The sequence below is a fragment of the Nocardioides aurantiacus genome (assembly GCF_003752505.1).
GTDB lineage: Bacteria > Actinomycetota > Actinomycetes > Propionibacteriales > Nocardioidaceae > Marmoricola > Marmoricola aurantiacus.
This window is the reverse complement of sequence record NZ_RKHO01000001.1, coordinates 1,163,977-1,181,506: the sequence shown is the minus strand read 5'-3', so window position 1 is coordinate 1,181,506 and position 17,530 is coordinate 1,163,977. Positions and strand designations below refer to the sequence as shown.

At 76.3% G+C, this 17,530-nt stretch carries 16 protein-coding genes and 2 riboswitches; of the genes, 10 read left to right on the top strand and 6 right to left on the bottom strand.

Translation table 11 applies throughout. The features are described from left to right. Nucleotides 1–51: 51 nt before the first annotated feature. The 3 genes from EDD33_RS05645 to EDD33_RS05635 are packed head-to-tail and all read right to left on the bottom strand — an operon-like array spanning nt 52 to nt 2,747. Nucleotides 52–1,485: a short-chain fatty acid transporter gene (locus EDD33_RS05645; RefSeq protein ID WP_123389471.1), complete on the bottom strand. Its 1,434-nt coding sequence runs from the start codon at nt 1,483–1,485 to the stop codon at nt 52–54. A gap of 54 nt (nt 1,486–1,539) precedes the next feature. Beyond that, on the bottom strand, nt 1,540–1,974 hold the full coding sequence (locus EDD33_RS05640; RefSeq protein ID WP_123389470.1) for a DUF1707 SHOCT-like domain-containing protein: 435 nt from the start codon (nt 1,972–1,974) through the stop codon (nt 1,540–1,542). After that, a complete protein-coding gene (locus tag EDD33_RS05635) occupies nt 1,974–2,747 on the bottom strand; it encodes a PadR family transcriptional regulator (RefSeq protein ID WP_123389469.1) in 774 nt (257 codons plus the stop codon). The genes EDD33_RS05640 and EDD33_RS05635 overlap by 1 nt, the downstream gene beginning before the upstream one ends. Nucleotides 2,748–2,922: 175 nt before the next feature. Here EDD33_RS05635 and EDD33_RS05630 point away from each other — a divergent pair, with 175 nt between their 5' ends. From EDD33_RS05630 to EDD33_RS05610, 5 genes are all read left to right on the top strand, one after another. Next, on the top strand, nt 2,923–3,651 hold the full coding sequence (locus tag EDD33_RS05630; RefSeq protein ID WP_170169707.1) for a phosphatase PAP2 family protein: 729 nt from the start codon (nt 2,923–2,925) through the stop codon (nt 3,649–3,651). After that, the gene (locus tag EDD33_RS05625; RefSeq protein ID WP_123389467.1) at nt 3,581–5,104 is read left to right on the top strand and encodes an MFS transporter; all 1,524 of its coding nucleotides are present in this window, start codon (nt 3,581–3,583) and stop codon (nt 5,102–5,104) included. Before EDD33_RS05630 ends, EDD33_RS05625 begins: the two co-directional genes overlap by 71 nt. 59 nt (nt 5,105–5,163) lie before the next feature. Next, a complete protein-coding gene (locus EDD33_RS05620) occupies nt 5,164–5,769 on the top strand; it encodes a TetR/AcrR family transcriptional regulator (RefSeq protein ID WP_123389466.1) in 606 nt (201 codons plus the stop codon). After that, a complete protein-coding gene (locus EDD33_RS05615; RefSeq protein WP_123389465.1) occupies nt 5,766–6,944 on the top strand; it encodes a GDSL-type esterase/lipase family protein in 1,179 nt (392 codons plus the stop codon). The genes EDD33_RS05620 and EDD33_RS05615 overlap by 4 nt, the downstream gene beginning before the upstream one ends. A gap of 111 nt (nt 6,945–7,055) precedes the next feature. Then, nucleotides 7,056–7,334, top strand: coding sequence for an HU family DNA-binding protein (locus EDD33_RS05610; RefSeq protein WP_056537882.1), 279 nt, complete (start codon nt 7,056–7,058; stop codon nt 7,332–7,334). Nucleotides 7,335–7,403: 69 nt separating this feature from the next. Here EDD33_RS05610 and bluB read toward each other — a convergent pair whose 3' ends face one another. After that, complete coding sequence (gene bluB, locus EDD33_RS05605; protein WP_123389464.1) at nt 7,404–9,137, bottom strand: 5,6-dimethylbenzimidazole synthase; 1,734 nt, start codon at nt 9,135–9,137, stop codon at nt 7,404–7,406. 114 nt (nt 9,138–9,251) lie between these two features. Next, a riboswitch (cobalamin riboswitch) is annotated at nt 9,252–9,426 on the top strand. Nucleotides 9,427–9,482: 56 nt separating this feature from the next. On the opposite strand from bluB, the gene EDD33_RS05600 reads away from it, so the two are divergent. Genes EDD33_RS05600 through EDD33_RS05590 form a run of 3 tightly spaced genes read left to right on the top strand, consistent with a single transcriptional unit; the run spans nt 9,483 to nt 12,552 of the window. Next, nucleotides 9,483–10,358: a nitrite reductase gene (locus EDD33_RS05600; RefSeq protein WP_123389463.1), complete on the top strand. Its 876-nt coding sequence runs from the start codon at nt 9,483–9,485 to the stop codon at nt 10,356–10,358. Between the two features lie 2 nt (nt 10,359–10,360). Then, nucleotides 10,361–11,020 (top strand): precorrin-8X methylmutase, encoded by a 660-nt coding sequence (locus tag EDD33_RS05595; RefSeq protein ID WP_211332655.1) that lies wholly within the window; start codon nt 10,361–10,363, stop codon nt 11,018–11,020. Continuing rightward, nucleotides 11,017–12,552 carry a precorrin-2 C(20)-methyltransferase gene (locus tag EDD33_RS05590; protein ID WP_123389461.1) on the top strand — a complete coding sequence of 512 codons (1,536 nt, stop codon included), beginning with the start codon at nt 11,017–11,019 and terminating at the stop codon, nt 12,550–12,552. Before EDD33_RS05595 ends, EDD33_RS05590 begins: the two co-directional genes overlap by 4 nt. A gap of 4 nt (nt 12,553–12,556) precedes the next feature. Here EDD33_RS05590 and cobM read toward each other — a convergent pair whose 3' ends face one another. Both cobM and cbiE read right to left on the bottom strand, forming a co-directional pair. Further along, complete coding sequence (gene cobM / locus EDD33_RS05585) at nt 12,557–13,312, bottom strand: precorrin-4 C(11)-methyltransferase (protein ID WP_123389460.1); 756 nt, start codon at nt 13,310–13,312, stop codon at nt 12,557–12,559. Then, nucleotides 13,309–14,553 (bottom strand): precorrin-6y C5,15-methyltransferase (decarboxylating) subunit CbiE, encoded by a 1,245-nt coding sequence (cbiE, locus tag EDD33_RS05580; protein WP_246003379.1) that lies wholly within the window; start codon nt 14,551–14,553, stop codon nt 13,309–13,311. Before cbiE ends, cobM begins: the two co-directional genes overlap by 4 nt. Nucleotides 14,554–14,608: 55 nt before the next feature. Beyond that, nucleotides 14,609–14,750, top strand: a riboswitch (cobalamin riboswitch). Nucleotides 14,751–14,772: 22 nt separating this feature from the next. On the opposite strand from cbiE, the gene EDD33_RS05575 reads away from it, so the two are divergent. Continuing rightward, nucleotides 14,773–16,914 carry a VWA domain-containing protein gene (locus EDD33_RS05575; protein WP_246003378.1) on the top strand — a complete coding sequence of 714 codons (2,142 nt, stop codon included), beginning with the start codon at nt 14,773–14,775 and terminating at the stop codon, nt 16,912–16,914. Further along, entirely contained in the window at nt 16,914–17,528 is a 615-nt protein-coding gene (gene cobO / locus EDD33_RS05570) for a cob(I)yrinic acid a,c-diamide adenosyltransferase (protein ID WP_123389459.1), read from the top strand. The genes EDD33_RS05575 and cobO overlap by 1 nt, the downstream gene beginning before the upstream one ends. Nucleotides 17,529–17,530 lie beyond the last annotated feature (2 nt).

Here is a 17,530-nt window from a genome sequence, read left to right as displayed (position 1 = left end):
GGGGTTACGTCGGGTGCCCGCACTGCGAGAAGGCCCGACCGGGCGGCGGCCCTAGGGGATGACGGGTGGCTCGAACTCGAAGGTCATGCCGAGCAGCCAGAGCAGCAGCAGCACCACCGGCAGGTGGAAGAGGAACTGCAGGAACGTGAACCCGACCAGGTCGCGTGCCCGCAGCCCCAGCACGGCGAGGAGCGGGAGCATGAAGAACGGGTTGACCAGGTTGGGCAGCGCCTCGGCCGCGTTGTAGATCTGGACGGTCCAGCCGAGGTTCATGCCCACGTCGGTGGCCGACTGCATGACGTACGGCGCCTCGACGAGCCACTTGCCGCCACCCGAGGGCACCAGCAGGCCGAGCAGGGCGGTGTAGATCGCGATCACGACCGCGAAGCCGCCGCCCCCGCCGAGGTTGGTGAAGAGGTCGGCGAGGTGCTCGGAGACGGTGAGGCCGCCGTTGCCGGTCGCGCGGGTCAGGACGGCGGCCATGGCGGCGTACAGGGGGTACTGCACCAGCACGCCCGCCGTGGTGGGCACCGCCTTGCTGACGGCGTCGAGGAAGTTGCGCGGCGTGCCGTGGAGCACCAGGCCGAGGATCACGAAGACCAGCAGGTAGGTGTTGAGGTTGCTGACGACGGTCAGGAACGGGTTGTCCAGGAACTGGTAGACCAGCCAGATCAGCGCCAGCAGGCCGACCAGCATCGGCAGCACGGGCGAGCGCTCGAGGTACTCGCCGGGCCGGGTGCGCGGACCCGGCTTCGCCACCGTGTCGTCGAGGTCGATGTCCATGTCCTCGGCCGTCTTGATCGAGGCCCCCTGGGGCGCCGAGAGCCACGAGATGGCGACGGTCAGCACGATCAGGATCAGCGCCATCGTCAGCGACTGCCAGGTCAGGATGGTGTCGCCGAAGTCGAGCACACCGGTGATCTCGAGCAGCTCGGGCGGGAGCGAGGCGGCGGTGGCCTGCAGCTGGGCGGCCGAGGAGGACAGGCCGAGGGCCCAGACGGCGCCGAGCCCCATGTACGCCGCGGCGCCCAGCGCGCGGTAGTCCGCCCGCAGGTCGGGTCGGCGGGCGATGGCCCGGGCCAGCAGCCCGCTGAAGACCAGGCTCAGGCCCCAGTTGAGCATCGAGACCAGGCACGAGATCAGCGCGACGAACGCGACCGCGCCGCGAGCGGTGCTCGGCACCTGCGCGATGCGATCGATCAGCTTCGCGGCGGGCGGCGAGGTCGCCACGACGTAGCCGGTCAGCACCACCATGGCCATCTGGAGCGTGAACGCCGTCAGGTCCCAGAACCCGCCGCCGAACGCCTCCGCGACGCCCTTGGGGCTGGTGCCGTTGAGCAGCGCCGCCAGCGAGACCACGACGACGCCGATGAGGGCGAAGACGTAGGCGTCGGGGAACCAGCGCTCGGTCCAGCCGGCCAGTCGTTGGGCGAAGCGCGCCAGCCCGCGCTCGGCGGGGGCGTCGGTGGTTTCCGTCTGTGCCACGGGGTGCTCCTTGCAGGACGCGTCCCGGTCGGGACTCGCCCACCCTGGCAGCGATCAGCGGCGGTGACCACCTCCGCTGCCCCACGGCGGCGGGGGCGGGGCAGCCGGGCCGCGGTGGACCCACGGCGGGTGCGGCACCGCGCGGTGCCGGGCGAGCACGAACCACAGCAGCAGCGCCACCAGGACCAGCTTGCCGTTGGTGAGCACGCCGAGCACCGCCAGGGCGATCAGCAGCGCCTTCCAGGGCACCTGGCGACGAGGGGGCGGGGTCGCCACCCCACCTGGCCCCGGGCGCGGCGCGACCGGTCCCGCCGCGGAGGCGGGCAGGTCGGCGAACAGCGGTCGCAGGTCGCCGGCGGTGCGGGCGGTCCAGGCGGCGTCGCTGCGCTCGTCGTACTCGTCCTTGGTGAGGCGGCCCTGGGCGTAGTGCTCCCCCAGGGCCGCCACCGCGGACTCGCGCTCGCCGTCACCGATGCGCAGCTCGGCCATCACCGCTCCCGCGGGTCCGTGCCGTCGTGGGTCTCGTCGAGCTCGTCGAGCTCGTCGAGCTCGTCGGGGGCGTCGAGGTCGCCCTCGAGGTCCTCGTCGAGGTCGTCCGGGCCCTCGGCGAGCAGGCCGTACATCTGGCGCCGCGTCTCGGCGAGGATGTGCAACGCCTTCTCCCGCTGGTCGGGCGTGCCGGTGCTGACGACCTGCACGATCGCGCCGACGGTCTGGCCGATCACCTGCTTGAAGTTGACGGCCTCGTGGTCGTCCTCCTCCGGCACGAACGGCGCCCACACGGCCGCCAGCTCCTCGGGGTGGTCGACGACGTAGGCCCGGCCCTCGGCGGTCAGCTGCAGCGCCTTGCGGCCCGAGGGCGCGTCCTCGACGAGGCCCTCGTCCTCCAGCTGCGAGATCGTCGGGTAGACCGACCCCGGGCTGGGCTTCCACTGGTGGTGGGAGCGCTCGGCGATCTGCTGGATGACCTGGTAGCCGTTCATGCCCTCGGGCGAGGTGGCCAGCACGTCGAGGATCGCGGAGCGCACGTCGCCCCGACGGGCGCGCGGCCGCCCGCGACCGCCACCGGGGCCACCGCCGCGGCGGTGCATCCCGGTCAGGTCGGGGCCGAACATCTGCGCGACCCACGGCGGCGGACCGCCGAGGGCGGCGCCCCAGGGGCCGGCCCAGCCCTCGTGGCCGCGGTAGCCGCGACCTCGCCCGCTCCCGCCGCGCTGGCGGCGTACGGGCTCGTCATCGGAGCTGAAGAGGGGGTGTCTCATGGGGGATCTCCTTCGTCGGGGGTGTCGGGTCCGGGTTCGGTCACGGACTCACCGACACGTTCTTGATATGTCGACGATATATCGTGAGTGTTCGCCAGACAAGCCCCGCCTCGCACAGGGTCGTCTCAGGTCGACCGGGGATGATCGACGACCCCGACCGGCCCAGGAGGTCCCCGTGACGCACGACCGCTCCCCCGCACCCACCGGGCGCGGCCGTGACGTGCGCCGTGACGTGCGAAGGGGCGTGCTGCTCGCGGTGGTGGCGGCGCTCGCGCTCGCCGGGGTGTACGCCGCGGCGGTGCTCACGCCGGAGGGGCAGTACCTCGACGACCGGCTGATGGTCTGGGCGGCCGACACCCTCCCGGGGCGCGGCACCTCGGCGGAGCTGCTGGCGCTGGTCTCGGCCGGGACCGTGCTGCTCGCCGGCCTGGCGCTCGGGCTGCTGGCCCTGGCCGTCCACGGCCCCCGGCGCGCGCTGGCGGTCGTCGCCACGGTCGGCGCGACGCCGGTGCTGGCGCGGCTGCTCAAGCTGCTGCTCGACCGGCCCGAGCTGGTTGCCGGGGCGGCCGGCAACTCGCTGCCGAGCGGCCACACCGCGGCCGTGGCGGGGCTCGCGGCCGGGCTGGTGCTGGCCGTGCCGCGGCTGCTCAACGGCACCGCGCTGCTCGCCGGCACGGCCGCCGCCGCGGTGGCCGGGGCCGCGACCGTGATGCTGCGCTGGCACCGGCCCAGCGACGTGGTCGCCGCCGTCCTGCTGGCCGCGGTGGTCGGCGGGATCGCGCACGCGCTCGCCCCGCCGGCCCGACGCCCGCCGCGGCGTACCGTGCGGAGTCGTGAGCACCCGACCCGGCTCGACGACGCCCGGACCGACACCGCCGCCGACCGGGGCGCTCCGGTCCGGTGAGCCCCGCGCCCGCTGGGTGCTGGCCGCGACCGTCCTGGGCGCGGCGCTCACGTTCATCGACGCCACCGTCGTCAACCTGGCGCTCCCCCGCATCGGCGAGGAGCTCGGCGCCGGCTCGCAGTCGCTGACCTGGGTCGTCAACGCCTACGCGCTCGCCCTGGCGGCGCTGGTGCTGGTGGGCGGTGCGCTCGGCGACACCTTCGGCCAGCGGCGGGTGTTCCTGCTGGGCGTCACCCTCTTCGCAGTCGCCTCCGGCGCGTGCGGGCTGGCGCCCGACGTCGGCACCCTGATCGCCGGCCGCGCCGTCCAGGGCGTCGGCGCGGCGCTGCTGACCCCGGGCAGCCTGGCGATCCTGCAGCACAGCTTCGCCCCCGGCGACCGGGCGCGGGCGATCGGCTCGTGGTCGGGCCTGACCGGCGTCGCGGGCGCCATCGGGCCCTTCGTCGGCGGCTGGCTGATCGCCGTCGGCGACTGGCGGTGGGCGTTCCTGGTCAACCTCCCGCTCGCGCTGATCGTGGTCGTGGTGACCCGGCGCCACGTGCCCGACGTCCCGCCCAGCCGCACCGCCGGGCACCTCGACTGGCCGGGCGCGCTGTGGCTGGCCGCGGCGCTGGGCCTGGTCTCCTACGCGCTCACCGCCTGGGCGTCGTACGGCCTCACCGACGGACGCGTCCTGCTCGGCCTCGCCCTCGGCGCGCTCGCGGCGGTCGGCTTCGTGCTGCGCGAGCGCAGCGCGCGGGAGCCGCTGGTGCCGGGCGCGCTGCTCGGGTCGCGGGTCTTCGTGGTCACCAACGCCGTCACCCTCCTGGCGTACGCCGCCCTGGGCGCGGTCTTCTTCTCGGTCGGCATCGCCGTCCAGGTGGGGGCGGGCTACTCGCCGCTGCTCGCCGGCCTCGCGCTCTCGCCGGTGACGCTGTGCATGCTGCTGCTCTCCTCGCGCGCCGGCTCGCTCTCGGACCGCCTCGGCCCCCGGCTGCCGATGACGGCGGGGCCGCTCCTGGCCGCCGTCGGCGTGGTCTGGCTGGGCCGCATCGACGCCGAGGTGTCCTACGCCCTCGACGTGCTCGCCCCGGCCACGGTCTTCGGCCTCGGCCTGACCCTGATGGTGACGCCACTGACCGCGACCGTGCTCGCCTCCGCACCCGACGACCTGGTCGGGCTGGCGAGCGGCGTCAACAACGCCGCGGCCCGCACGGCCGGCCTGGTCGCCGTGGCCGCCGTGCCGCTCGTCGGCGGGCTCGGGGGCAGCGGTCTGACCGACCCCGCCCGCGTCGTCGACGGGTTCGGCACCGTGATGGGCGCCGCCGCGGCCCTGCTCGTCGTCGCCGGCCTGCTGTCGTTCGTCGCCGTGCCGCGCCGGCAGCCACGGCGCGAGGACTGCGCGGCCTGCCCGCCCGAGCACCACTGCTCACCGGGCGGCCCGCCGGCCGCGGTCGAGCACGAAACCACCTAGCAATTTGCCTAACGTCTTTAGGCACGCGATGCTGGCGGGGTGATCCCGAGGACGACGTCGTGCCCCGCGCCGGCCTGACCCGCGAGCGGCTGGTGCGTGCCGGCGCCGAGCTGGCCGACGAGGTCGGGATCGAGGCGGTGACGCCCTCGGAGCTGGCGCGGCGCTTCGACGTGCGCGTGGCCAGCCTCTACTCCCACCTCGCCGGCGCCGCCGACCTGCGCACCGGCATCGCCCTGCTGGCGCTGGCCGAGATGACCGACCGGGCCGCCGACGCCGTCGCCGGGCGCGCCGGGCGCGACGCCGTGAGGGCCTTCGCCGCGGTCTACCGCGACTACGCCCGCACCCACCCCGGGCGGTACGCCGCGACCCGCACCCCGCTCGACCCGGCCACCGCCGCCGCGAGCGCCGGCCCCCGCCACTCCCGGCTGATGAGGTCGGTGCTGCGCGACTACGACCTCGGCGAGCCCGACGAGACCCACGCGGTGCGGCTGCTGGGCAGCCTGCTGCACGGGTTCGTCAGCCTCGAGCTCGCCGGCGGCTTCGACCACAGCCGGCCGGCCCCCGCCGCGACCTGGGACTGGCTGCTCGACGCGCTCGACGCGCTGCTGAGCCGGCCCCGCCACCCCAGCGACGACACTCCTCCGACCCCTCGGGAGACCCCGTGACCACCCCGCTCCACGACGTGCCGCTCGTCCCCGACCTGGTGCGCGGCGCCCTGGACCTCGAGCGCACCGAGCACGGGCTGCTCCCCCACCGGCTGCCCGCCGGAGCCCGGGCCCGGATCCCCGACGAGCAGCTGGCGATGGCCGAGACGCAGCCCTCCGGCGTACGGCTGGCGCTGCGCACGGCCGCCACCGTCCTCGAGCTCGACGTGCTGCCCACCAAGCGGGTGTACGTCGGTGCGCCGCCCCGGCCCGACGGCGTGCACGAGCTGGTGCTCGACGGCCGGGTCGTGGCCACCGCGTCCGCCACCGGCGGCCGGACGCTGCGCATCGACATGGGCACCGGCCGCTTCGAGCGGCTCGAGGGACCGGTCGCCATGCTGCGCTTCGACCGCCTCCCGGCGGGCGAGAAGGACCTCGTGCTGTGGCTGCCGCACGACGAGACCACCGAGCTGGTGGCGCTGCGCGCCGACGCCCCCGTGACCCCCGCGCCGACGCACGGACGGCCCACCTGGCTGCACCACGGCAGCTCGGTGAGCCACGGCTCGAACGCCGTGACCCCCACCGGCACCTGGCCGGCGCTGGCCGCCGCCGCGGCCGGGGTCGAGCTGGTCAACCTGGGCTTCGGCGGCGGGGCGCTGCTCGACCCCTTCGTCGCCCGCACCGTCCGCGACGCCCCCGCCGACCTCCTCAGCCTCAAGCTCGGGATCAACGTCGTCAACGCCGACCTGGTGCGGCGCCGTGCCTTCGCCCCGGCCGTGCACGGCTTCCTGGACACGGTCCGCGACGGCCACCCCGACACCCCGCTGCTGCTGGTCTCGCCGATCCTGTGCCCGCTGCACGAGCAGACGCCGGGTCCGCTGGTGCCCGACGCCGCCGCCTTCGCGGAGGGCCGGGTGGCCTTCCGCGCCAGCGGCGACCCGAGCGACCCCACCCGGCTCACCCTGGAGCGGGTCCGCGAGGACCTCGCGCGGGTGGTGGCCGAGCGCACCGGTGAGGACCCCCACCTGGCCTACCTCGACGGCCGGGAGCTCTACGGCGAGGCCGACGCCGGCGAGCTGCCGCTGCCGGACGGCCTGCACCCCGACGACGCCACCCACGCGCTGATCGGCGAGCGCTTCGCGCGGCTCGCGCTGGGGCCGGGCGGGGTGCTGGCGCGGGCCCGGGAGCCCCGCTGAACCCCGCCGCGACACGCTGGGAGCCCCACCGGGCGTGGTGATGCCGCTCCGGACCACCTAGGGTCGAGTGCGGGCAGAGCCGCCCACACCGGACATCGCTAGGAGACAAACGTGAAGAAGGACGAGCTGGTCGCCGCCATCGCGGACAAGGCCGAGCTGAGCAAGGCCGACGCCGACCGCGCCCTGGCCGCGCTGGTCGACACCGTGACCTCGACCGTCGCCGGGGGCGACAAGCTGCAGATCCCCGGGCTGGGCACCTTCGAGCCCCGCGCCCGTTCGGCGCGCGAGGGTCGCAACCCCCAGTCGGGCGAGACGATCAAGATCGCCGCGACCACGGTCCCCGGCTTCAAGGCCGCCACCGCGTTCAAGAACGCGACCGCCGGCAAGTGACGCCCCGGGGCGCGAGCCCCGTCTGACACGGCCCGAGGCCGCGACCCCGCACCACGCGGGGTCGCGGCCTCAGCTGTGTGCGGGGCCCGACGGGGCCGTGGTGCGGCCGGTGCCGCGGCGCAGCTCCAACCCGCTCAGCAGCGTGCCGGACGCCAACGCCGCTCCGACGCCCTCGCCCGCGCGCAGCCGCAGGTCGAGCAGCGGCTCGAGGCCGAGGTGCTCCAGGACGCGGGCGTGGGCGCGCTCGCGGCTGCGCTGGCCGGCCACCAGGTAGGCCGCCACCCCCGGCTCCAGCCGGGTCGCGACCACCGCGGCGACGCTGGTGGCGAGCCCGTCGAGCACCGTCACCGCACCGCCCTCCGCAGCCCCGAGCACCACCCCGGCCAGCACCGCGACCTCGGGCCCGCCGACCGCGCCCAGCGCCTCGAGGGCGCCGATCGACCCGGCCGTCCGCGCCCGCGCCAGCGCCCGGGCCACCACCCCGCGCTTGCGCTCGAGCATCGCGGAGTCGGCCCCCGAGCCCAGCCCGACCACGTCGTCGGGGGCCAGGTCGAGGAGCAGCGCGGCCAGCGCGGCGGCCACCGTGGTGTTGCCGACGCCGACCTCGCCGACCGCCACGAGCAGGTGGTCGCGGGCCAGGTCCCGGCCGAGCTCACGCCCGTCGGTCACCAGGGCGGCCGTGGCGGGAGCGGTGAGCGCGTCGTCGTGGACGAGGTCGCCGGTGGCGGTGCCCGCGTCGTGGCTGCGGAAGGCGAGGTGGGCGGCCCGGGCGGCGGCCGCCCCCGCCGACTCGCCGGCGCGGGCGGCGGCCACGACGTCGTCGGTGACCGCGTCGGCGTAGGCACTGACGCCGTGGCGGGTGACGGGGTGCCGGCCGGCGACCACGAGAAGCGCACCACCCGTCGGGTGCGGGTCGGGGCGCAGCCGGGCGGCGGCCTCGAGCCGGTCGACGGCACGGTCGAGCAGGCCCAGCGAGCCGGGCGGGGTGAGCATCGCGTCGGCGTGGTCGCGCACCTCGACGACCTCGGCACGGCCGGGGGCCCGCAGGTGCGAGGGCGGCGGTGCGGGGGCGGCGTCGGCCTCGGTCCACCGCTCGGCCATCACGACGTCGGCGACGGGCTGCCGCCGCGACCAGCCGGCCCGCTCCAGGCCCGGCGCGGGCGGGCGCTCGTCGGGCCAGCCCAGGCACAGCCAGCCCAGCGTCACGACGCCGTCGGGCAGGCCCAGCAGCCCCTCGAGGTCGGCCGGGTCGAACAGCGTCACCCAGCCCACGCCCAGGCCCTCGGCCCGCGCGGCGAGCCACAGGTTCTGGATCGCGCAGGCGCACGACCACAGGTCGGCGTCGGGGAAGGTGGCGCGGCCCAGCACCCCGGCGGCCGGCGTACGTCGGTCGCAGGCCACCACCACGCCCAGCGGCGCCTCGCGGATGCCCTCCAGCTGCAGGTCGAGCAGCCGCCGCGCGGCATCGGGCTCGAGCTGGGCGGCCTGGCGCAGCCGCTGCTCGTCGGCCATCCGAGCGGCCCGCTCGCGCGTCGCCGGCTCCGAGACCACCACGAACCGCCACGGCTGGCTGTGCCCGACCGACGGCGCGGCGTGCGCGGCGGCCAGCACCCGCTGCAGCACCTCGGGCTCGACCGGGTCGGGCCGGTAGCGGCGGATGTCGCGCCGCGCGGCGACCACGTCGTGCAACGCCTGCCGGGCCGGCTCCGGGAACGCCCAGGCCGCCACGTCCTCGGCCCGCTCGGCCGCCGAGGTCCGGTCGCCGATGAGCGGCACCGGCCGGTTCCACGTCGACGGGCTCATGGCCGGGGAGTGTAGGCCGGGTGGTGGGCGGCGCTGCGCGGGCGGCGCGGAGCCGCGGTCGGAGGACTCGCGTCCACCCCACCCCCACGGCGGGTGCCGGGAAGGACGAACGGTTGGTAGCGTGCCCGTGCCAGTCGAGGGAACCCGGTGAGAGTCCGGGACTGACGCGCAGCGGTGTGGGTGACGGGCGGAGCAGGTCTCACGACAGCCACTGGACCAACCGGTCCGGGAAGGCGCTCCTCCCCGGTGGAACCCGAGTCCGAAGACCTGCTGGCCTCCGCGGCAACAGCCGCGGGGTCGTGACAGGGCCACGCGCACGGGCCCCTGACCCCCGAGGACCACCCGGTGACCCCCACCTCCACCCGCTCCCGGCGCGATCTGTGCCCCGGCGTGCTGCGCCCGTGGGCGGCCGACGACGGCGCCCTGGTCCGGGTCCGGCTGGTCGGTGGACGCGTCCCCGCCGCGTCGCTGGCCGGGCTGGCCGCGGTGGCGAGGACCCACGGCGACGGCCGGCTGCACCTCACCGGCCGGGCCAACCTGCAGCTGCGCGCCCTGCCCTGGTCCGACCCGACCACCGGTGCCCTGCCCGACGAGGTCGTGGCGGCGGTCGAGGCGACCGGTCTGCTGCCCTCGCGCAGCCACGAGCTGGGGCGCAACGTCATGGTCTCGCCGTTCAGCGGGCTGGCGGGCGGGCGGGCGGACCTGCGGCCCGTGGCCGACGAGCTGGACGAGCTGCTCCGCGCCGACCCTGCCCTGGCCGACCTCCCGGGCCGTTTCCTGCAGGTGCTCGACGACGGCCGCGGCGACCTGGTCGACCGCGGCACCGACCTCGGCCTGGTCGCGCTCGACGAGCGCACCGGCCAGCTGCGCGTCGGTGACGCGTGGGGGCCCGTGGTCACGCTCACCGAGGCACCGCGGCTGCTGGTCGACCTGGCGGCGCGCTTCCTCGCCGTCCGCGGCACCGGGCCGACCGCCCCGTGGCACGTCGAGGAGCTCGACGCCCCGCTGCACCCGGCAGGCCCGCGCGACCCGCGGGTGCCCGCGGCGAGCGAGCGGGCGGCGTACGGTCCGCAGAGCGGTGGCGACCACGTCGCCGTGCCCGACGGGGTGCTCGACGCCGACCTCGTCGACCGGCTCGTGGCGCCGGGTCGAGAGCTCGTCGTGACGCCGTGGCACGGCGTCGTCGTGCCCGCGGAGTCGGGCCGGGAGGTGGTCGCGTGAGCGTGCTGAAGCGCCCCCCGCGCCACTACGACTACGTCGACTCCGGCCCCGCCATCTACGTCGACTCCTTCGCGACCATCCGCCGCGAGACCGCGCTGGACGGCCTGCCCGAGGGGGCGCCGACCGTGGCGGTGCGGATGGTGCACGGGACCGGCCAGACCGACCTCGTCCACGACCTCGTCTTCCACCCCGACCTGGTGCCCGCCGCCCGGGCCGCCCTCGAGGCCGGCGCGCCGGTGCTCGCCGACGCCCACATGGTCGCCTCCGGCGTCACCCGCGCCCGGCTGCCGAAGGACAACGACGTCATCTGCCTGCTGCGCGACCCGGCCGTGCCGAGCCTGGCCCGCGACTGGGGCACCACCCGCTCCGCGGCGGCCGTCTCGCTGTGGGAGCCGCACCTCGAGGGCGCGGTCGTGGCCATCGGCAACGCCCCCACCGCACTGTTCCACCTGCTCGAGATGCTCATCGACGGGGCGCCCCGGCCGGCCGCGATCGTCGGCTGCCCGGTCGGTTTCATCGGGGCGGCGGAGTCCAAGGACGCGCTGGCCTCGCTGGCCGCCGACCACGGCATCGACGTGCCGTTCCTGACCGTCCGCGGCCGACGCGGTGGCTCGGCCATGACCGCCTCGGCCGTCAACGCGCTGGCCCAGGAGGCGGAGTGAGCACCCAGGCGACCAGCCGGCCCCTCGGGCGCTTCTACGGCGTCGGCCTGGGCCCCGGCGACCCCGAGCTGGTCACCCTCAAGGCCGCCCGGCTGATCGGCGAGGCCGACGTGGTGGCCTACCACGCGGGCGTCGGCAAGCAGTCCAACGCGCGTCGCATCGCCGCCGACCTGATCCCCGACGACGTCGTCGAGGAGGAGCTGCGCTACCCGGTGACGACCGGCGCCACCGACCACCCGGGCGGGTACGCCGGCGCGATCGCCGCCTTCTACGAGGAGTCCGCCGCCCGCCTGGCCGCGCACCTCGAGGCCGGTCGCACCGTGGTGCTGCTGGCCGAGGGCGACCCGCTGTTCTACGGGTCCTACATGTACATGCACGACCGGCTCGCCGACCGCTTCCCGACCGAGGTCGTGCCGGGCGTGCCGGCCTTCGCCGCCGCCACCGCCTCGGTCGCCGCGCCGCTGGTCAGGCAGACCGACGTGCTGACGATCCTGCCCGGCACGCTGCCCGAGGCCGAGCTCGCGCGCCGCCTGGCCGACACCGACGGCGCCATCATCATGAAGCTCGGCCGCACCTTCCCCGCCGTCCGCTCCGCCCTGGCGCAGGCCGGCCGGCTCGAGCACGCGGTCTACGTCGAGCGCGCCTCGATGCCCGCCGAGCGGTGGCTGCCGGTGGCCGACGTCGACCCGACGACGGTGCCCTACTTCTCCCTCATCGTGGTCGCCGGCGACAGCGCGTCGGACGACCCGGCGGGGCGGCGCACGCCGGTGGCGGCGCCCGTGGCGGCCGGCCCCACGACCGGCGAGGTGCTGGTCGTCGGGCTCGGCCCCGGACCCGACCGCTGGATCACCCCCGAGGTCACCGAGGCGCTGGCGGGGGTGGACCACGTCGTCGGCTACGCGCCCTACGTCAACCGGGTGCCGCAGCGCGCCGGCCTGACCCGGCACGCGTCGGGCAACACCGTCGAGCTCGACCGGTCGCGGCTCGCGCTCGACCTCGCGCTGGCCGGCGAGCGGGTCGCGGTGGTCTCCGGCGGCGACGCGGGCGTGTTCGGGATGGCGGCGGCGGTCTACGAGGCGGCCGAGGACCCGGCGTACGACGGGGTGGCGGTGCGGGTCCTGCCCGGCGTCAGCGCCGTGCAGGCCGTGGCCGCGCGGGCGGGCGCCCCGATCGGCGGCGACTTCGCGGTGATGAGCCTCTCGGACCGGCTCAAGCCCTGGTCGCTGATCGAGAAGCGGCTGCGGGCCGTGGCCGACGCCGACCTGGTGCTGGCGATCTACAACCCCGCCTCGCGCTCGCGCACCGACCAGGTCGTCGAGGCGCAGAAGATCCTGCTCGAGCACCGGTCGGCCGACACCGTGGTCGTGGTCGGCCGCGACGTCGGTCGCGCCGAGGAGTCGCTCACCGTGACCACGCTGGCCGACCTCGACGCCGCGTCGGTGGACATGAAGTGCCTGCTGGTCATCGGCTCGACCGGCACCCGCCGGTCCGCGTCCGGCGCGGTGTGGACGGCCCGCTCGACGCCGTCCTGAGCGGTCAGGGGCGCTTGCTGCTCCGGTCGCGGGCGGGGTCGTAGAGGAACGACTCGCCGCCGCCCGACGGGTCGAGCGCGCGGCCGACCAGCACGACGGCCGCCTGGCGCAGCCCGGCCGCCTCGACCTGGTCGGCGATGTCGGCGACGGTGCCGCGCAGCACCTGCTCCTCGGGCTGGCTGGCGCGGTGGACGACCACGACGGGGCAGTCGGCGCCGTACTCGCCCTCCAGCTCGGCCATCAGCTCGCGGGTCCGCGTGATCGCGAGGTGCAGCGCCAGGGTGGCCCTGGTCGCGGCGAACCGGGCCAGCGCCTCGCTCTCGGGCATCGCCGTGGACCGGGCCTGGGCGCGGGTCAGCACGACCGACTGGCTGACCAGCGGGACGGTGAGCTCGCGGCCCACGGCGGCGGCAGCGGCGGCGTACGCCGGGACGCCGGGGGTGACGTCCCACGCGACCCCGGCGGCGTCGAGCCGGCGGGCCTGCTCGGCCACGGCGGAGTAGAGCGAGGGGTCGCCGGAGACGAGCCGCACCACGTCGCGACCGGCCCGGTGGGCCTCCACGAGCTCACCCAGGATCTGGTCGAGGTCGAGGTCCTGGGTGTCGACCAGCCGCGCGTCCGCGCGGGCGTGGCCGAGCACCTCGGTGTCGAGGTAGGTGCCGGGGTAGAGCACCACGTCGGCGGCGGCCAGCATCGTGGCGGCGCGCAGCGTGATCAGGTCGGCGGCACCGGGTCCGGCGCCGACGAAGTGGACGGTCACGGGGTCTCCTGGGGGTCGGGCTCGGACGGCTTCACGTGCGCCCACTGCACGACGGCGCGGGCGGGGGTCCAGCCGGTGAAGCCGCCGATCGGCTCGGCCGTCTCGACCGAGTGGCGGGTCAGCTCGCCGCCGTGGGCGGCGTACGCCCCTGCCAGCAGCGTCTCGGTCTCCAGCGTCACGCCGTGCACGACGAGGCGGCCGCCGGGACGCAGCGCGGCCAGGCACGCCTCGAGGACGCCAGGGCGGGTCGCTCCCCCGCCGACGAAGACCGCGTCGGGCGGCTCGAGGTCGGCGAGCGCGTCCGGGGCACGGCCCTCGACGACCTCAAGGCCCGGGACCCCGAGCGCGGCGGCGTTGCGCGCCACGCGGGCAGCCCGCTCGGGGTGGGCCTCGACGGCGACGGTGCGGCAGGTCGGGTGGGCCCGGGCCCACTCGATGCCGACCGACCCGGCGCCGGCACCGACGTCCCAGAGCAGCTGGCCGGGCTGCGGCGCGAGCCGGGCCAGCGCGGCGGCGCGGAGGTCGCGCTTGGTCAGCTGCCCGTCGTGCTCGTACGCCGCGTCGGGCAGCCCGGCGGTCCACGACCCGACCACCGGGCCGGCGAGCTCCAGCGCGAGCACGTGCAGCCGGGGCGAGGGTCCCGACCAGGCGCCGGCCGTGGCCTCGCGTCGCGACTCCTCGGGGCCGCCGAGGTCGCCCAGCACGACGACCCGCGACCCGGCGTACCCCTGCTCGACCAGCAGCGCGGCCACCGTGGCCGGCGTGTGCTCGTCGGAGGAGAGCACCAGCAGCCGGCGGCCGGGCGCGAGCGCGCGCCGCAGCAGGTCGGGGTCGCGGCCGACCAGCGTCACCGTCTCCGAGGACTCGACCGACCAGCCCAGCCGGGCGCGGGCCAGCGCGACCGAGGAGACGGCCGGCTCGACGCGCACCGCGTCGGCGCCGAGCAACCCGACCAGGGTGGTGCCGATGCCGGAGAGCATCGGGTCGCCCGAGGCCAGCGCGACCGCATGCTCGTGGCGGGCGAGCAGGGCGGTCAGCAGGGCGGGGAGGCCGTCGCGCAGCGGCGAGGGCCAGGGCTCGCGGACCTGGCCGGCCACGGTCGGCAGCAGGTCGAGGTGGCGCTGCCCGCCCAACAGGACCGGCGCCGACCGGACCACCTCGCGCAGCCGCTCGGGGAGGCCGTCCCAGCCGTCGGCGCCGAGGCCGACGACCGTCACGCGCGGTCGGGCTCCGGAGGTCACGAGGGCAGACGCTATCGTGACGCCCGACAGGCACGAGGTGCCCCGACGGACGCAGCACGACCCAGCCCCACCGCGTCCCGACGGGAGAATCTGGGAAGCCGGTGAGACTCCGGCACAGGCCCGCTGCGGTGACCCGGGACGCGTCCTACGACGTGGAACCGGGAAGTCCGAAGACCGGCCTCGCGCCACTTTTTCCCCTGGCCACGAGCGGGAGCCTCCGTGCCACAGCAGTTTCCCTTCAGCGCCGTCGTCGGGTCCGACGACATGGCGCTCGCCCTCGTCCTCACCACCATCTCGCCCGACGTGGGCGGGGTGCTGGTCCGCGGCGAGAAGGGCACCGCCAAGTCGACGATCGTGCGTGCCCTCGCCTCGGTGCTGCCCGCCATCGACGTCGTCGCCGGTGACCGGTTCTCGACCGACCCGCGCGACCGCGCGCCGCTCTCGCCCGACGGGCCGTTCGCCGCCGACGCCCCGGTCGAGTCCCGACCGGTGCGGCTCGTCGAGCTCCCGGTGGGTGCCACCGAGGACCGCGTGCTCGGCTCGCTGCACCTCGAGCGGGCGCTGTCGGAGGGCAGGGCGGAGTACGAGCCCGGCCTGCTCGCCCGCGCCCACCGCGGCATCCTCTACGTCGACGAGGTCAACCTGCTCCACGACCACCTCGTCGACCTGCTGCTCGACGCCGCCGCGATGGGCCGCTCGACCGTGGAGCGCGACGGCGTCTCGGTCGAGCACGCCGCGCGCTTCGTGCTCGTCGGGACCATGAACCCCGAGGAGGGCGAGCTGCGCCCGCAGCTGCTCGACCGGTTCGGGCTCACCGTCGAGGTGGCGGCGCCGCGCGACCCGGCGCTCCGCGTCGAGGTCGTACGCCGCCGGCTGGCCTTCGACGCCGACCCCGACGCGTTCGCCGCGGCGTACGACGAGGACGAGCGGGCGCTGACCGAGCGCATCCGCGCCGCGCAGGAGCAGGTCGCGGCGGTCGTGCTCGGCGACGGGGCACTGCTCAAGATCGCCGAGGTGTGCGCCGCCTTCGAGGTCGACGGCATGCGCGCCGACATCGTCACCGCCCGCACCGCCGTCGCCCACGCCGCGTGGCACGGCCGCCGCCGGGTGCTGACCCAGGACATCCGCGCCGCGGCCCGGCTGGCGCTGCCCCACCGGCGCCGCCGCAACCCCTTCGACGCCCCCGGCCTCGACGAGGACCTGCTCGACCGCATCCTCGGCGACGACGAGCCCGACCCGGAGCCGCCCGAGGACCCGCAGCCGCAGGGCCCCTCCGAGGACCCCCTCGCGGGCCCGGACGACGACCCTGACGGCGACGCGGACGGCGACCCTGCCGGCGACGCCGGTGACGGGACGGACGGCCCCGGCGACGCTCCCCCGCCCGGGACGTCATCATCATCGGGGCCTGGAGACCACAGTTCCGATGACGTCCCGCCGCAGCAGGACGGGCCCGACCCCGAGGCGTCTCCCCCGACGACCGGCCCGCCCGACGCACCGGGTGACCCGCAGCCGCCCGGCACCGTCCATGCGGCGAGCGAGCCCTACCGCACCCGGCTGTTCACGGTGCGGGGCACGGGTGCGGGCGAGGCGGGCAAGCGTAGCCGGGCGGTGACCGAGTCGGGTCGGCGTACGGGCTCGCGGCGCAGCGTCGGCGGGGACGGCACCCTCCACCTCGCCGAGACCGTCCGGGCGGCCGCGCCGCACCAGGTCCTCCGCGGCCGTACGTCGGGCCGGCTGCTGTTCCGCGGCGACGACCTGCGTGTCGCCACCCGGGAGGGCCAGGAGTCCAACCTGGTGCTGTTCTGCGTGGACGCGTCGGGCTCGATGGCCGCCCGACGCCGGATGGAGCAGGTCAAGACCGCGATCCTCTCGCTGCTGCTCGACGCCTACCGCCGCCGCGACAAGGTCGGCCTGGTCACCTTCCGCGGCCACGGCGCCGACCTCGCGCTGCCGCCGACCCGCTCGGTCGACATCGCCGCGACGCGGCTGCAGGACCTGCCGGCCGGAGGCCGCACCCCGCTCGCCGAGGGCCTGCTCGAGGCGGCCCGCGTGCTGCGCCTGGAGAAGGTGCGCGACCCCCGCCGCCGGCCGCTGCTCGTGGTGGTCACCGACGGCCGCGCCACCTCCGGCGCCGACGCCGTCGCCCGGTCGCGCCAGGTCGCGGCCCACCTCGCCGCCGACGGCGTCGACGCGCTGGTCGTGGACTGCGAGAGCGGCGCAATGCGCCTCGGGCTCGCGGGCGTGCTCGCCGAGCACCTGCGCGCCGAGCACGTGCCCGTCGCCGACGTCAGCGCCGACCGGCTCACCTCGCTCGTCCAGCAGTCCGTCCGTCCGCTGTCCTCCACCGAAGGAGCCGCCTGATGCCGCAGGGCAAGCCGCTGACCGTGCCCGACGACGGGCTGTCCACGCGCGAGCGCCGCCAGCAGCCGCTGCTGATGGTCCACACGGGCGACGGCAAGGGGAAGTCGACCGCCGCCTTCGGCCTCGCCATCCGCGCCTGGAACCAGGGCTGGAACGTCGGGGTCTTCCAGTTCGTGAAGTCCGCCAAGTGGCGCATCGGCGAGCAGACCGTGCTGGAGCGGCTCGGCGAGCTGCACCGGGAGACCGGCGAGGGCGGGCCCGTGGAGTGGCACAAGATGGGCGCCGGCTGGTCGTGGTCGCGCAAGGAGGGCTCGGAGACCGACCACGCCGTCGAGGCCGCCGAGGGCTGGGCCGAGGTCAAGCGCCGGCTGGCCGAGGAGAGCCACGACCTGCTCGTGCTCGACGAGTTCACCTACCCGATGGAGTGGGGCTGGGTCGACGTCGACGACGTCGTGGAGACGCTCGCGAACCGCCCGGGCCGCCAGTACGTCGTCGTCACCGGCCGCCGCGCCCACCCCCGCCTCGTCGAGGTCGCCGACCTGGTCACGGAGATGACCAAGGTCAAGCACCAGATGGACCGCGGCCAGAAGGGCCAGAAGGGCATCGAGTGGTGACG

Bases quoted from the DNA above. Each gene is read 5' to 3' on its own strand.
- cobO (WP_123389459.1), top strand. From the start codon at position 16,914: ATGCCGCAGGGCAAGCCGCTGACCGTGCCCGACGACGGGCTGTCCACG.
- bluB (WP_123389464.1), bottom strand. From the start codon at position 9,137: ATGAGCCCGTCGACGTGGAACCGGCCGGTGCCGCTCATCGGCGACCGG.
- EDD33_RS05640 (WP_123389470.1), bottom strand. From the start codon at position 1,974: ATGGCCGAGCTGCGCATCGGTGACGGCGAGCGCGAGTCCGCGGTGGCG.
- EDD33_RS05635 (WP_123389469.1), bottom strand. From the start codon at position 2,747: ATGAGACACCCCCTCTTCAGCTCCGATGACGAGCCCGTACGCCGCCAG.